General features: G+C 71.4%; 13 protein-coding genes and 2 pseudogenes. 7 read left to right on the forward strand and 8 right to left on the reverse strand.

Annotation, left to right across the window (positions count from 1 at the left end):
• The first annotated feature begins 121 nt into the window (after window positions 1-121).
• The 6 genes from AC0KTA_RS09400 to AC0KTA_RS09425 all read left to right on the forward strand — a co-directional run bounded on the left by AC0KTA_RS09400 (window position 122) and on the right by AC0KTA_RS09425 (window position 4948).
• Window positions 122-769, forward strand: coding sequence for an amino acid ABC transporter permease (locus AC0KTA_RS09400; RefSeq protein ID WP_481054666.1), 648 nt, complete (start codon window positions 122-124; stop codon window positions 767-769).
• A complete protein-coding gene (locus AC0KTA_RS09405) occupies window positions 766-1647 on the forward strand; it encodes an amino acid ABC transporter permease (protein ID WP_481054667.1) in 882 nt (293 codons plus the stop codon). Before AC0KTA_RS09400 ends, AC0KTA_RS09405 begins: the two co-directional genes overlap by 4 nt.
• A 238-nt stretch (window positions 1648-1885) precedes the next feature.
• Window positions 1886-3685 carry an FAD-dependent monooxygenase gene (locus tag AC0KTA_RS09410; RefSeq protein ID WP_481054668.1) on the forward strand — a complete coding sequence of 600 codons (1800 nt, stop codon included), beginning with the start codon at window positions 1886-1888 and terminating at the stop codon, window positions 3683-3685.
• A 46-nt stretch (window positions 3686-3731) separates the two neighbouring features.
• On the forward strand, window positions 3732-3818 hold the full coding sequence (locus tag AC0KTA_RS09415) for a putative leader peptide (protein WP_346009348.1): 87 nt from the start codon (window positions 3732-3734) through the stop codon (window positions 3816-3818).
• A 72-nt stretch (window positions 3819-3890) separates the two neighbouring features.
• On the forward strand, window positions 3891-4472 hold the full coding sequence (locus AC0KTA_RS09420) for a cupin domain-containing protein (RefSeq protein WP_481054669.1): 582 nt from the start codon (window positions 3891-3893) through the stop codon (window positions 4470-4472).
• A gap of 14 nt (window positions 4473-4486) precedes the next feature.
• Window positions 4487-4948: a rhodanese-like domain-containing protein gene (locus tag AC0KTA_RS09425; RefSeq protein ID WP_481056367.1), complete on the forward strand. Its 462-nt coding sequence runs from the start codon at window positions 4487-4489 to the stop codon at window positions 4946-4948.
• 110 nt (window positions 4949-5058) lie between these two features.
• Here the strand turns inward: AC0KTA_RS09425 and AC0KTA_RS09430 are convergent, their stop codons facing one another.
• The 8 genes and pseudogenes from AC0KTA_RS09430 to AC0KTA_RS09465 form a co-directional block, all read right to left on the reverse strand.
• Window positions 5059-7617 (reverse strand): FtsX-like permease family protein, encoded by a 2559-nt coding sequence (locus tag AC0KTA_RS09430; RefSeq protein ID WP_481054670.1) that lies wholly within the window; start codon window positions 7615-7617, stop codon window positions 5059-5061.
• Window positions 7614-8447, reverse strand: a complete 834-nt coding sequence (locus AC0KTA_RS09435) for a helix-turn-helix domain-containing protein (RefSeq protein WP_481054671.1) — start codon at window positions 8445-8447, stop codon at window positions 7614-7616. Before AC0KTA_RS09435 ends, AC0KTA_RS09430 begins: the two co-directional genes overlap by 4 nt.
• 100 nt (window positions 8448-8547) lie before the next feature.
• Window positions 8548-9372 (reverse strand): recombination regulator RecX, encoded by an 825-nt coding sequence (gene recX / locus AC0KTA_RS09440; protein WP_481054672.1) that lies wholly within the window; start codon window positions 9370-9372, stop codon window positions 8548-8550.
• Between the two features lie 3 nt (window positions 9373-9375).
• Window positions 9376-10509, reverse strand: coding sequence for a recombinase RecA (gene recA, locus AC0KTA_RS09445; protein WP_481054673.1), 1134 nt, complete (start codon window positions 10507-10509; stop codon window positions 9376-9378).
• A 368-nt stretch (window positions 10510-10877) separates the two neighbouring features.
• A pseudogene (locus AC0KTA_RS09450) lies at window positions 10878-11173 on the reverse strand (DUF2267 domain-containing protein); the annotation flags it as partial.
• A pseudogene (locus AC0KTA_RS09455) lies at window positions 11142-11563 on the reverse strand (Hsp20/alpha crystallin family protein). The pseudogenes AC0KTA_RS09450 and AC0KTA_RS09455, both read right to left, overlap by 32 nt.
• Window positions 11564-11626: 63 nt before the next feature.
• Complete coding sequence (locus AC0KTA_RS09460; RefSeq protein ID WP_481054674.1) at window positions 11627-12871, reverse strand: AI-2E family transporter; 1245 nt, start codon at window positions 12869-12871, stop codon at window positions 11627-11629.
• Window positions 12872-12995: 124 nt separating this feature from the next.
• Entirely contained in the window at window positions 12996-13190 is a 195-nt protein-coding gene (locus AC0KTA_RS09465; protein ID WP_189738749.1) for a DUF3046 domain-containing protein, read from the reverse strand.
• A 79-nt stretch (window positions 13191-13269) separates the two neighbouring features.
• Here AC0KTA_RS09465 and AC0KTA_RS09470 point away from each other — a divergent pair, with 79 nt between their 5' ends.
• On the forward strand, window positions 13270-14211 hold the full coding sequence (locus AC0KTA_RS09470; protein ID WP_481054675.1) for a prenyltransferase/squalene oxidase repeat-containing protein: 942 nt from the start codon (window positions 13270-13272) through the stop codon (window positions 14209-14211).
• Window positions 14212-14257: the final 46 nt, after the last annotated feature.

Genomic DNA, 14257 nt, shown 5'->3' on the forward strand with positions numbered 1-14257 from the left:
CCGGAGCCGATGCCGGAATCGCTGTCGGACCCGTCGCGAAGACCTGCTGCCCGCCGACGTCGACGGCCTGGGCCTGTCGTGAACCCCCTGCGACCCGTCGCGAACACCTCGCGGAGAATTCATGGATGTATTGCTCGACAACCTGTCGCTCTTCCGCGAAGGGTTTTTCGGCACTGTCAAGCTGACTGTCGTCAGTGCGCTGGTCGCGATCGTGGTCGGCGTCATCATCGCCGGGTGCCGTGTCTCGCCGGTGCTGCCACTGCGCATATTCGGGACCGCCTGGGTCACCCTGCTGCGGAACACCCCGCTGACGCTGCTGTTCCTGGTGGCGTTCTTCATCGTGCCGAAGGTCCTCTACCCGGACCTGGACTCCTTCGTACTCGCCGTGGCCGCGTGCGGTTTCTACACCTCCGCGTTCGTCGCCGAGGCGGTGCGCTCCGGCATCAACACGGTGCCGCTCGGCCAGGCGGAGGCGGCGCGGGCCATCGGCCTCACATTCACGCAGAGCATGCGGCTCGTCGTACTGCCGCAGGCCACGCGGAACGTGGTGCCGCCGCTCTCCAGCATCTTCATCGCCCTGACCAAGAACACGGCCATCGCGGGCGCCTTCGACAACACCGATCTGTTCAATGTCTCGAAGACTCTGAGCAACGACGGCTACGACATCGTGATGATCTTTATCTGGATCACCCTCGCCTACCTGATCATCACGTACGCCATCAATGGTCTTTTCCGGGTCCTGGAGCACCGTTTGGAGGTCGCCCGATGAGTGCGAACGTCCTCTTCGACGCCCCGGGCCCCAAGGCCCGCGTCCGCAACATCATCTACACCGTCATCGGCAGCCTCGCCGTCATCGGCGGCATTGTCTGGATCATTCTGCGCCTGAACGACAAGGGCGAGTTCGACCCGGATCTGTGGGACATCTTCAATTACTCCGGAATCCGGCAGAACATTCTGGATTCGCTGGTCGCCACCCTCAAGGTGTTCGCCCTCGCCGGTGTCCTCTCGCTGGTGCTCGCCGTGGTGCTGTGCGTGGCGCGGCTCTCCGACCACCGTCCCGTGCGGTGGCTCGCGGTCGGCTTCATCGACCTCTTCCGGTCGATTCCGCTGCTCATCACGATCTTCGCGTTCTGGGTCGGCCTCGTCGGCGACATGACGCCGTTCTGGGCGCTGGTGCTCGGCCTGACGATCTACAACGGGTGTGTGCAGGCCGAGGTGCTCCGCGCCGGCATCAACGCCGTGCCCACGGGCCAGAAGGAGGCCGCGTACGCGCTCGGCCTGCGCAAGACGCAGGTCATGGCCACGGTGCTGTTCCCGCAGGCCATCCGGTCGATGATGCCGTCGATCATCAGCCAGCTCGTGGTGACGCTGAAGGACACCTCCCTCGGGTTCATGATCCTCTACCCCGAGCTGCTGCAGTCCGCCCGGCTCATCGCCAACAACACTCCGGTCAACGGCGTCTATCCGTTCGTGCAGACGGTCACCGTCTTCGGTGTCATCTACATTTCGCTCTGCATGATTCTTTCCGCGCTCGCCACCTGGATCGAGCGGCGCGGCCGCCGCGCGAAGACGGGCATCAAGGTGGCCGTCGCGGCCGAGCCCGCCGCGGTGGTGGAGATCGTCGACACGGCTCCGGAGACCAAGTGAGCATGCGGTGAGTACGCGCGCGTAAGACACCACCTGTATTGGCCCGTCGAGAATTCGGCGGGCCAATACGCTTTCCCTCCTCTGCACAGCACAAGGGGTTCTGTCCCCCAGCGTCCGGCTTGACGGGCTGCCACGCAGTCTGTTGCATACGTTCTGTGATCGTGCACCGGGCTCCAACTGCCAATTCCTGTACGTACGTCCAGCACTCGCGGACAGTCCTGGCAGGAGGCCGCGCGCCGTGGACCCGGTGATCGTCGTCGGCGCGGGTCCCGTCGGTCTCACGCTCGCCCTGTCCCTCGCGCGTCACTCCGTCCCTACCGTCGTCCTCGACGAAGGGCCCGGCAAGGACGAGCAGCGGCCCGCGCGGACCGCCGTCCTGCGCGACGACACCGCGGGCCTCGTCGAACGGCTCGCCGGGCGCTCGTTCGGCGACGCGGACACCGGTGCGCGCTGGACCGGCTGGCGTTCGATGCGCCGCAAGCAGATGATGCGTGAGCTCACGTTCAGTGACGAGCTGCCCTCACCTCTGCACGTACCCCAGCACGTGCTGACCGGCGCGCTGCGTGACGCCATCGCCGGCGAACACCTCGTCGAGCTCGCGGCCGAGAGCAAGCTCGACGCCCTGGAGCAGGACGCCTCCGGGCTCACCGCCCACACGCGCGGGCCGAAGGACACCTGGTGGCGGGGCAGTTACCTGGTGGGCTGCGACGGCCCCCGCTCGACCGTGCGCAAGCTGCTCGACGTCCGCTTCCCGGGGCGCACGGCCGTGGAGCGGCACGCGGTCGCCGCGCTGCGTACGGAACTTCCGTGGGCCGGTAAGGCGTTGTTGCATCGGAGCCCTCCTTGGCCCGGCGGCGGCGCCGAGGTGACGGGACGTCCGCTGGCCGACGGCGTCTGGCGGATCGACTGGCTCCTGCCGCCGCGCGGCGAGCTGGTGACGCCCGACGCCCTCGTGGCCCGCATCCGCGAGACGCTCGCCGGCTGGTGCGGCGGCGCCACACCGTCGTACGAACTGCTGGACACCGGCGTGCACACGGTCCACCACCGCCTCGCCCGCCGGTGGCGGATCGGCCGCGCCTTCCTCGCCGGGGACGCCGCGCACCTGCTCGGTGCGCTGGGCACCCAGGGCCTCGACGAGGGACTGCGCGACGCGGACAACCTCGCCTGGAAGCTGGCGCTCGCCTGGCACCACGGCCCGCGCCCCGCGCTGCTCGACAGCTATCAGGCCGAGCGGCGCGCCGTGGTCGCCACGCGGCTGCGCGCCGCCGACCAGGTGCTGCCGGTGCTGCGCGGCGGCAAGGGCCTGCGCGCGTACGTCCCGGGCGCGGCGCGCAGCCAGGACGCGCTGCTCACGGACGGCCATGTAGGAAGCGGGCAGTTGGGCGCGCCGGGGAGGTACGCCGACTCGCCGCTGGCTCCGCAGAGTTCGGACTCCGTGGTGGCGGTAGGCACGGCGCCGGGCGGCCCGGTCACCGACGTGGGCGTGACGGCGCCGGACGGTACGTTCGTACGGCTCCGGGACCGGCTCGGCCGCGGCCGGCTGCTCGTCGTGCTGGTGGCGCCCGGCACCGTCGTGTGGGAGCGGCGGCACTGGGTGACGGCGGGGATCATGCCCCGGCTCGCCGCCGCGGTCACCGCGCTCCCGCATCCCGCCGAACTCCTCGTCGCGGAGGCCTACCCGGGCGCGGCGGCGCACACGGTCCTTCTCGTACGTCCCGACGGCCATCTGGTCACCGCGCTCGGCGGGGTGCGTCCGGCCGAGCTGTACGCGGCCGCGGAGGCGGCGCTGGGTGTGGCGGCGGAGAGGCGGCGGCGTGCGCGCGGCCGCGAGGGCGATTCCGGGAGCGGTGCCGGGGGCGTGGGGTCCGGCGCGGATCTCGGTTCCGCGCCCGGGGCCACGCCCCGGGCGCCGTCCAGCGCTCCCGACACCACTCCGGGCACTGCCGCGAACACCGCCCCGAACACCGCTCTGACCAGCGGAAAAGGTAGCTCTGAAACACCCGCTGTCCCACCCGGGAGCGACCGACCGACCGGATGATGAACATGAGTTGACCGTCTCCCGGCTCCGTGGTCTACTCCGGACCATGACCGACACCGCTGTTCGCCTGTGGCGGAGGGTCCACATGGACCTCGTCCGCTACGCGGGCTGCGTGTGTCGGCCGTCTTGCTGAATTCGCCACCTCCCCCTTTCTGCGCGCGCCGTGCCTCGGCGCGCACTCTCGCGAACTCACAGGACGGCCCTCATGTCTGCCTCCGTACCGGCCTCTGCCTCCGTACCGGGCGCCACCCCTGCCTCCACCGCGGCTTCCGAGTCCGTACCGGCCCCGGGCCCTGCCCCCACCTCCGCCGATCTGCTCGACTTCGTGCGCCGTGCCGCGGCCGACTCCGACCTCATCACCTCACTGCCGCTTGATCCGGAGGGCCGCACCTGGGTGCGCCTCGAAGGTCCGCACGGCAGCGAGGCCTGGCTGATCGGCTGGCCACCGGGCACCGGCACCGGCTGGCACGACCACGCCGAGTCCGTGGGCGCCTTCATCGCCGCCGCGGGCGCCCTCAAGGAGAACTCCCTCGCCGCCCGCCTGCCCACCGACGGCTGGAAGACCCTGGAACTCACCGAAGGCGTCGACCGCGAACGCCGCCTCGCCACGGGCCAGGGCCGGGCGTTCGGCCGCAACCACGTGCACGAGGTGCTCAACGAGTCCACGACCGAACACGCCGTCTCCGTACACGCCTACTACCCGCCGCTGCCGCGGATCCGCCGCTACAGCCGCACGGGCGCCGTACTGCGCCTCGAACACGTCGAGCGTCCGGAGGACTGGCAGTGAGCGCGGGCCTGGAGCTGAACGGCGTCCCCGGCGTGCCCGCGACGGCGCACGCCTCCGGTGCACCCCAATCCCCCGTAGGGATCGACGAGTTGCTGGAACGGGTGCGGCGCGGACTCGACCGGGTCACTCCGGAGCAGGCGTACGACATTGCTGGATCGGGCGGGCTGCTCGTCGACACGCGGTACGCGGCGCTGCGCGAACGGGACGGCCTGATCCCGGGCGCCCTCGTCGTCGAGCGCAACGAACTGGAGTGGCGCCTCGACCCCCAGGGCAGCCATCGCGCACCCGAGGCGGTCAGCCATGAGCTGCGGGTCGTGGTGTTCTGCAACGAGGGCTACGCGTCGAGCCTCGCGGCGGCCTCCTTGCGGCAGTTGGGGCTGCGGCACGCGACGGACCTCGTCGGCGGGTTCCAGGCGTGGAAGGCGGCGGGGCTGCCGGTGCAGGGGCGAGGGCCGGGGCCGTCCGAGGCCGGGTGAGGGGCACGCGCGCGTAGGCGCTTGTGCGGGAGGCATGGGTAGTCGGGGAAGCGCGCGGTAAGGGGCAGCCCACAATGGTGGGCTGCCCCTTACGGCGTGCATACGACGCCTTACTCCCTGGCCGTCGCGACGGTGACGGGCCGCGGCTTGAGGGCGGCCCGGCCCGGGATGGCCGTCGCCGTCAGGGCGAGCAGTCCCGCGACGGCGACCACGGCCGCGTACACGAGGGGCAGGACCGCCGGTGCCGCGGCGCCGGTCATACCGATGCTGAAGCCGGTCAGGACGGCGAGCGCGATGCCGCTGCCGAGGGCCGTCGCGAGGAGCAGAACGGCCAGCACCTCGGTGCGCAGCATGCGCAGGATCTGCCGGCGAGTGGCACCCGCGAGGCGCAGCAGCGCGAACTCCCGGACGCGTTCGGAGACCGACATGGCGAGCGTGTTGACGACGGCGATCGCGGTGAAGGCCAGGATCAGGCCCATGGCCACGTAGTTCACTTCGGCGTTCTCCTGCCCGCGCTCGGCTTGGAGGGTGCCGACAGCGGAGGGTGACAGAACGCGTACGTTCGGGAACTTCTCGAGGGCGGCCGAGAGTTGATCCTTCGTACGGTCGGTCTTGACGAGGACCGTGGCAGCGAGCGGGTTGTCGACGTGGCGGGCTACCAGGTCGTGCGCCATGGTCAGGTCCCCGAAGCCGAGCCCGCGCGCGTAGACGGCGGTGACCTGGAGGGTCGTCGGGGTGCCGTCGCCGAGCGTGAGCTTGAGGCTGCTTCCCGGCTTCAAGTGGAGCTGGTCGGCGGCGACTTCACTGACGGCGACGTCGCCCGCGCCGAAGGACGTCAGCGAGCCCGCTGTGACGTCCGGGTCCCAGGTGTGGCTGAGTCCGGCGGGGGTCACGCCCTGCGCGGGGTATTTGTCGAGGCCGACGCGCACGGACGTGCGGACGACTTCGGTGACGGCGTCGACGCCTTCGGCGGTCCGGAGCTGCCGCGCGGCCTGCCCCGGCACGCCGGGGCCCTGCGCGCCCACGGTCCAGTCCGCGCGGACACCGTCGTGTGCCTGGGCGCGGGCCGCGGCGCCGAGCGTGGGCTGGACGAAGAGAACGGTGCAGGTCATGCCGATGAGCAGGACGAGGGGGGTGACGACGGCGGCCATCCGGGCGGCGTTGCCGCGCAGGTTGGCGTGCGCGAGGCGGCCGCCGGGGCCGGACAGCCGCAGCGGACGGGCGAGCAGGGCGGCGGTCGCCTTGACGATGAGCGGCCCGAGCAGGGAAACGGAGGTGGCGAGGACGACAACGGTCAGGAAGGTGACGGGAGTTGATGCGGGTTCGGTGCGCAGGATGCTGAGGACGGCGACGAGGACGACGCCTCCGGCGAGCAGGACGAGGCCGGCGCCGATCCGGGCCCAGCTGGGCCGGGCGGGCTCCACGCGCGCCTCCGCGAGGGCCTCACCCGGACGGATCCGCGCGATGCGGCGTGCCGAGAGGCGGGCGGCGGCCCAGGCGCCCAGGAGTGTCGCGGCGACGGCGGCGAGCGGCGGGAAGACACCGACGACGCGGTCGAGCGTCGCGGGGACGGCGCCACGGTCCACGAACGCGTCGTACAGCAGCGCCCCGAGCGGGATCCCGGCGAGCGCGCCGAGCACGCCCGCGACCGCTCCGACGATGAGAGCCTCACGGCCGAGCAGCTTGCGGATCTGCTTCGGACTCGCGGCGATGGCGCGCAGCAGGGCCAGTTCGCGGTGGCGCTGCTGGACGGAGAGCGCGAAGGTGCCGACGACCACGAGGACGGCCACGAGCAGCGAGGTGCCGCCCATCGCGCCGCCGATGCTGACGAGCTTCACCCGGGCGCCCGCGGCGTCGAGGAACTCCACCGGTCCACGGTCGCCACCGGTGCTGACCTGAGCCGTCGTCCCGGAGAGCTCCTTCTTGACCGCCGTCTTGAGCTCGGATGCGGACACTCCCTTGGCCGGCACGACGCCCACGGCGGTGACCTTGCCCGGGTGGGCGGCGAGGCGCTCGGCCTCCTCGGCGGAGAAGAAGAGTGAGGTCTGGTGCGCGAGGGCGCCGCCGCTTCCGGCGCCCCGGCCGGGGACGGCGATGCCCGTCACGCGGTACGTGCGCGGGGCCTGCGTCGACTGCACGGTGAGCCGGTCGCCGGGCTCGAGGCCGGCGCGGTCGGCGAGGCCGCGGTCGATGACGAGGTCGGCGGCGGCGCGCGGGGCCCGGCCGTCGGCGAGCCGGAAGGGCGTGAGAGCGGCAGACGTCCAGGCATGTCCGTACGAGGGGCGGCTCGCGTCCACCGCCCCGGCAGGCGTCACCGGCTGTGCCAGGAAGGTGAGTTCGGGTACGACCTCGCCGACTCCTTGAACGTCCTCGAGGCGTTGCGTGATGCCGCTCGGCAGCCAGGCCCGCTCGGCGATCGGCTTGGCCTTGTGCTTGACCTTGGTCTTGCCCTTCTTGTGCTTGACCGTCGTCTGGTGAACGTTCTGGTCCCCGGAGACGATCACGGGTGCGGCCGCATAGCGCTCGGTGCGGATGGTGCCGCGCAGGCCCGTATCCAGGAGCGTGCCGCAGGCCGTGATGAGCGCGGCGGCGCACATCAACGCGACGAAGGCGCCCAGGAAGCCGCCCTTGCGGTCCCGGATTGTCTGCAGTGCGTAGCGCAGCATCATGACGACTCGGTCTCTCTTCTGTTGTCTGCGGCGGCCTCGTCGGGCGCCGGGGCCGGGGTCGGGGTCGGGAAGGCCAGGAAGCGGGTGAGTACCGTGCGCGCGCCGGGCGGGGTGTCGGCGTCGGAGCGCTTGTAGCGGTTGAGGAGCGCGATGTACTCCTCGAAGAACTCCCGGAGTTCGGTCACGGTCAGCCGCATCGTGCCGCGCGAGTACGGGAAGGCGTCGGCCCATTCGCCCGCCTCGGCGCCGCCGGTCTCCCGCTGGAGCTGCTCGAAGAGTTCGAGGTCGGCGGCGTACGCGTGGTGGTGCAACTCGTCCATGACTAGCCGCATTTCGGCGCTCTGCCGACTGCGGGGCGGGAAACGCCGATCCCCCGGGATCAGTCGCCACCAGCGCTCACGGCCGCATCCGGAGACCTGGGCCTCCTCGACGAAGCCGTATCGGGCGAGCTCGCGGAGGTGGTAGCTGGTGGCTCCGGTGTTCAGCCCGAGGGCGCGCGCCAGCGTCGCGGAAGTGGCGGGCCCGTGCACGGTGAGGTGCTGCAGCATCTGCTGCCGCCGCGGCTGCGCGAGCGCCTTCAGAGCGCGGAGGTCGGTCAACTCCTGGGGCGCGGGCGGGAGGTCACCGCTCGCGGGGGCACCGCCGCGCGCACCCACCTCATCCGATGGGGCGCCGCCCATGGGTGCATCACCCGTGGTGACACCCTTCGTGGGGCCACCGCCCGGGGTGGCGACTCTCGTGGTGGCACCGCCCGCGGTGGCGCCCTTCGTGGGCGCACCGCCCGCACCGGTCACGACACCGTCGTCGGTCGTGCTCTCTTCCTGAGCCATGCGTACACAGTCGTCTGTGCACAGGGTTCTGTGCACTGCGGCGACCAGGCATCTTCAGGGTGGGGCTACCCCTACCCCCCAGGCCCCGAGGGGGCCTGGCTCAGAAGCCCTCGTACCCCAGCTCTTCCGTGTCCTCCCCCTCTTCCTCCAGCGCCTGCCGCACCACTCTGAGCGCCATGCCCTCCGCGTACCCCTTGCGGGCGAGCATGCCCGCGAGGCGGCGCAGCCTCTTGTCGCGGTCGAGGCCGCGGGTGGAGCGGAGCTTGCGGGCGACCAGCTCGCGGGCGGTGGCCTCTTCCTGCTCCGAGTCCAGCTGCCCGACGGCCTCGTCGATCACCGCCGAGTCCACGCCCTTCGTGCGCAGCTCCCGCGCGAGCGCCCGCCTGGCCAGGCCCCGGCCGTGGTGCCGGGACTCGACCCAGGCGTCCGCGAAGGCCTCGTCGTTGATCAGGCCGACCTCTTCGAAGCGGGACAGCACTTCTTCCGCCACGTCCTCGGGGATCTCCCGCTTGCGCAGTGCGTCGGCCAGCTGCTTGCGCGTGCGCGGTGTCCCGGTGAGCAGGCGCAGGCAGATCGCCCGCGCCCGCTCGGCCGGGTCCCCCGTGTCTCTTGTGTCCCCCGTGGGCGGTTCCCCGTCCTCGGCCCTCGACGAGGACGGGGAACCGCGGTCCTGTTGGCTGCCGAAGCCGCCGGAGCCGCCGGAGCCGCCGCGCCGCCGACGGCCGCTTTTGCCGCTCCTGCCGCCACGGCCGCCACCCCGCGGGCCACCGCCCTCGTCGACGCCCGGGGCCTCCGGGTCGGCGTCGTCCTGGGCGAGGCCGTCGAGGCCGAAGACATCCGGGCCGAAGGCGTCCGGGCCCACGGCAGTGGAGCGGCTTCGCCCCGTGGAGCCGGCGTGGTCCGCCCAGTCGGTTCGTCGCGTCACGGTCTAGCTCTTGGCCGCCGCGGCCTTGGACTTGGTGGCCTTGGCGGCCGCGGGGGCGGGCACCGTCTTGGCCGCGTCGTCCGCGGCGGGGGCGGCCGCGACCGCGGCATCCGCGCCCGGCTCCGCCGCCGGGGTCTCCGGGCGCACGCCGACGCCCAGCTTCTCCTTGATCTTCTTCTCGATCTCGTTGGCGAGGTCGGGGTTGTCCTTGAGGAAGTTGCGGGCGTTCTCCTTGCCCTGGCCGAGCTGGTCGCCCTCGTACGTGTACCAGGCGCCGGCCTTGCGGACGAAGCCGTGCTCCACGCCCATGTCGATCAGGCCGCCCTCGCGGCTGATGCCCTGGCCGTAGAGAATGTCGAACTCGGCCTGCTTGAAGGGCGGCGCGACCTTGTTCTTGACGACCTTGACGCGGGTGCGGTTGCCGACCGCGTCCGTGCCGTCCTTCAGGGTCTCGATGCGGCGGATGTCCATGCGCACCGAGGCGTAGAACTTCAGTGCCCGGCCACCGGTCGTGGTCTCCGGCGAGCCGAACATCACGCCGATCTTCTCGCGGAGCTGGTTGATGAAGATCGCGGTGGTCTTGGACTGGTTGAGCGCGCTGGTGATCTTCCGCAGGGCCTGGCTCATCAGGCGGGCCTGGAGACCCACGTGCGAGTCACCCATCTCACCCTCGATCTCCGCGCGCGGCACCAGGGCCGCGACGGAGTCGATGACGATCAGGTCGAGGGCGCCGGAGCGCACCAGCATGTCGACGATCTCCAGCGCCTGCTCGCCGTTGTCCGGCTGGGACAGGATGAGGTTGTCGATGTCGACGCCGAGCTTCTTCGCGTACTCCGGATCGAGGGCGTGCTCCGCGTCCACGAAGGCGACGGCGCCGCCGGCCTTCTGCGCGTTGGCCACGGCGTGCAGGGTCAGGGTCGTCTTGCCGGATGACTCCGGGCCGTACACCTCGACGACGCGGCCGCGCGGGATGCCGCCGACGCCGAGCGCGACGTCGAGTGCGGTCGACCCGGTGGGGATGACCTCGATGGGCTCGTTCGGCCGCTCGCCCATGCGCATCACTGCGCCCTTGCCGAATTGCCGTTCAATCTGTGCGAGCGCGGCGTCGAGCGCCTTCTCGCGGTCGGTTCCTGCCATGGGTTCCACCCGGTTTGCTTGAGTCGATCGCTTCACGTCAAAGACGCTAACGCCTGCCACTGACAATGCGCCCCGACGCCCGCCCCGCCTGTGGATAACTCGGGCTCTCCGCCCGCCGCAATCCACCGGCGCAGGCCCGGGGATCCCCCCGTGAACCCCCGGAACAGCGCCGCCGGAACCCCCATATGAATGGATGTTCGATTTTACTGTCAAGCGCACCACGCGGCGACGCCGCCAGGCGGAGGAGAGCGTCGGCAACCGACGACCACGCCGCAGATGCGCGTGCCGGACTCCGCGGGGCACCCCGCCAGGGCCCCGCGGACGCGCCTCAGGCCGCGGGCCTCAGTTGCGCCCGACCGAACAACAGGGCGCACCCGGGCCGGCGTGGCTCCCTCGATGCGGGCGGCAACGCTCTCGACGAACTCGGCGGCGTCCAGGGGCCGGGTCACCGGGATCTGGTCCGTGAGGACCGCGCGGCCTCGTCCGGCAGGCTCCGCGCCAGGTCGACGCGCTCGTCCCCCACCACATGCCCGCCCGAAGAGTTTCCTGGGCGCGCCCCAAGGAGCGCCCTCGGGGCGAGGCGCCACGGTCGCGCAGCTCTGGACGAGGGCGCGCGACTGTGGCGAGCGGCGTCAGCCGCTGATCTGCTTGCGCTTGCCGCCACCCGAGATCTGGATCTTGCTCGGCTTCGCCTGCTCGGCGACGGGAATGCGCAGCGTCAGCACGCCCGAGTCGTACGAGGCGTCGACACGGTCGGTGTCGAGCGTGTCACCGAGGAACAACTGCGGGAGAACGTGCCTGTGGGGCACTCGGCCGCGACCAGCTCGGCGCCCTCAGGGGCGGGCGAGCGGCGCTCGGCGTGCACGGTGAACACGTTGCGCTCGACGTTCAGGTCGACGTTCTCGGGATCGATTCCGGGCAGATCGAAGTGCACTACGAAGTCGTCGCCGTCGCGGTGGGCGTCCATCGGCATCGCGGCAGGCCGGGCGTTGCTGCCCAGGACCTGCTGGGCGAGACGGTCGAACTCGCCGAACGGGTCGGTGCGCATGAGCATCACAGGTCACTCCTTCCGTCGGCTACGGGGAAGGACCCGACCCAAAAGCCCTGGACCTGGGGCTCAGACCGGGCGGTCGTCGCCCGCCTCGTCCTGCCCCATCAGCGCGCGCCGCACGCGCGCGAGGAGGGGCGATCCGCCGCGGCGGTGGTGCCCGTGGACGCGGGGGTCGTCCATCACGTCGTACCGCTTCACGTACGCCCCCAGGAAGGCCTGCAGCGTCGCGACCGCCGGGATGGCGATCAGGGCGCCGACCGCGCCGAGCAGCGCCGTGCCCGCGACGACCGACCCGAAGGCGACCGCCGGGTGGATGTCCACGCTCTTGGCGGTGAGCTTGGGCTGCAGGACATAGTTCTCGAACTGCTGGTAGATCACGACGAAGATCAGCACCCACAGCGTGTACCAGGGGTCCACGGTGAAGGCGATCAGCATCGGCAGGGCGCCCGCCAGGTACGTGCCGATCGTCGGGATGAACTGCGAGACCAGGCCGACCCAGACCGCGAGCACGGGGGCGTAGGGCACCTCGAGGACCTGCAGCAGGATGTAGTGCGCTATCCCGGAGATCAGCGCCATCAGGCCGCGGGAGTAGAGATAGCCGCCGGTCTTGTTGACCGCGATCTCCCAGGCGCGCAGCACCTCGGCCTGCTTGGCGGGCGGCAGCACGGAGCACAGCGCGCGCCGCAGCCGCGGTCCGTCGGCGGCGAAGTAGAACGAGAACAGCAGGATCGTCAGGAGCTGGAACAGGCCGCCGAGCACCTGCGCCGAGACGTCCAGGACGCCGCTGGCGCTGTTCTGCACGTACTTCCGCAGCCAGTCGGAGTGGATCAGGCTGTCCTGGACCTCGACCCGGGACAGGTCCGTGTCGAAGGTCTGGTTGATCCAGCGGATGACCTTGTCCAGGTAGTCCGGGAAGTCCTCGACCATGTCGACGATCTGGCCGGCGAGCATGGACCCCATCATCGTGACGAAGCCCGCGCTCGCGACCACGACGCCCAGGAAGACGACGGCCGTGGCCAGGCCGCGGCGCAGCCCGCGCGCCGCCATCCAGCTCACGGCCGGCTCGACGGCGAGGGCGAGGAAGAACGCGATCAGAACGTTGATCAACAGCCCGGTGAGCTGATGGAAGGCCCAGCTGCCGAGCTGGAAGCAGGCGACCAGAGCGAGCGCGAGCACCATGGCACGCGGCAGCCAGCGCGGCATGCCGACGCCACGCGCCTGCTCCGCCCCGGCGGGGGCCTGGGCGGGCGGGGTGGTGCCGAGCGGTGCTGCCTCTGGCGTGATCTGTGCGGTCTCGTCTGTGGGTGCCACCGTGACAGTCTCGCCCACGCCACCGGCATTCAGCTGCCGCCCCCGGATTTAGCGGCCCAGCACACACGGGAAGCACACGGGAAGCGCTTTCCGCGCGCGTGGAGAGCGCATACGGGAACCGGCGTCAGCGCTTTTCGGCCGGTACGTCCATGGCCGAGCACACCACCCGCCAGACGTCCTTCGCCTCCCAGCCCGCGTCCAGCGCCTGATGGACCGTGCGCCCGCCGAGCTCCGTCATCACATGATCGCGCGCGAAGGTGTCGGCGTACCCCGCACCGAAGTGGGCCGCCATCCGCTGCCAGAAGACCGTCAACCGCATGCCTTCAGTATCGCGCCCCTGAGAGTGCAGCCCGGCCCGGAGGGCTTGCCGACGCCGCGTTCCGCCCTACCTTCGGAACATGGCCGAAAACGGAGCGTCTCCGCACGCCGCTTCCTCCCCGCTCGCTCGCGCCGAGCAGTTCGTCTGGCTCACCGCGCGCGTTCTCGAACAGCGACGGTTCGCGTACCACTTCCTGGACGGCGGTTCCTGGAACGCCGATGCCGTGGAGACCGCGCTGTCCGCGTACGCCAACGAGGACGGCGGATACGGCCACGCGCTGGAGCCCGATCTGCGCGGCCCCGTGAGCCAGCCGCTGCACACCGCGCACGCACTGCGCGTCCTGGACACCATCCGCCGCTGCGGCGGCATGCGCGTGGAGCGCGTGTGCCGCTATCTGACCGCGGTGTCGACGCCCGACGGCGCGCTGCCGGCGATCCATCCCAGCCAACGCGGCTACCCCTCGGCGCCGTTCGTCCCCGTGGTGGACGACCCGCCGAGCGAACTGCTCGCCACCGGGCCCGTGGTGGGCCTGCTGCACCGCAACGAGGTGTGGCACGCCTGGCTGTTCCGCGCCACCGACTTCTGCTGGCAGAGCGTGGAATCCCTGGAGAAGTCGCATCCGTACGAGATCATGGCGGCCGTCGCCTTCCTGGACGGGGCGCCCGACCGCCCGCGCGCGGAGGCGGCCGCCGACCGGCTCGGCCGCCTCGTACGCGAACAGCGCCTGGTGGTCCTCGACCCCGAGCATGCCGACGCCAACCCGGTTCCTCCGGGGTACGGCCCGGGCGAGCACCACTTCCCGCACGACTTCGCGAAGGCACCCGAATCGCTCGCCCGCGCGTGGTTCACGGACGACGAGATGGCACGCTCCCTGGACTTCCTGCTGAACGAGCAACAAGAAGACGGCGGTTGGCCGATCCGGTGGCGAAAGTGGGCTCCGGGTACGGCCCTGGAGTCCCGCCCGATGGTCACGATCGAGGCGCTGCGCACGCTGCGGGCGTACGGGCGGCGTATCGGCTGAGGCCGAGGCCGCCCGCGGCCGTCCGTACGAGCCCGTGGGCCACCGG

This window comes from Streptomyces sp. Y309, assembly GCF_056712025.1.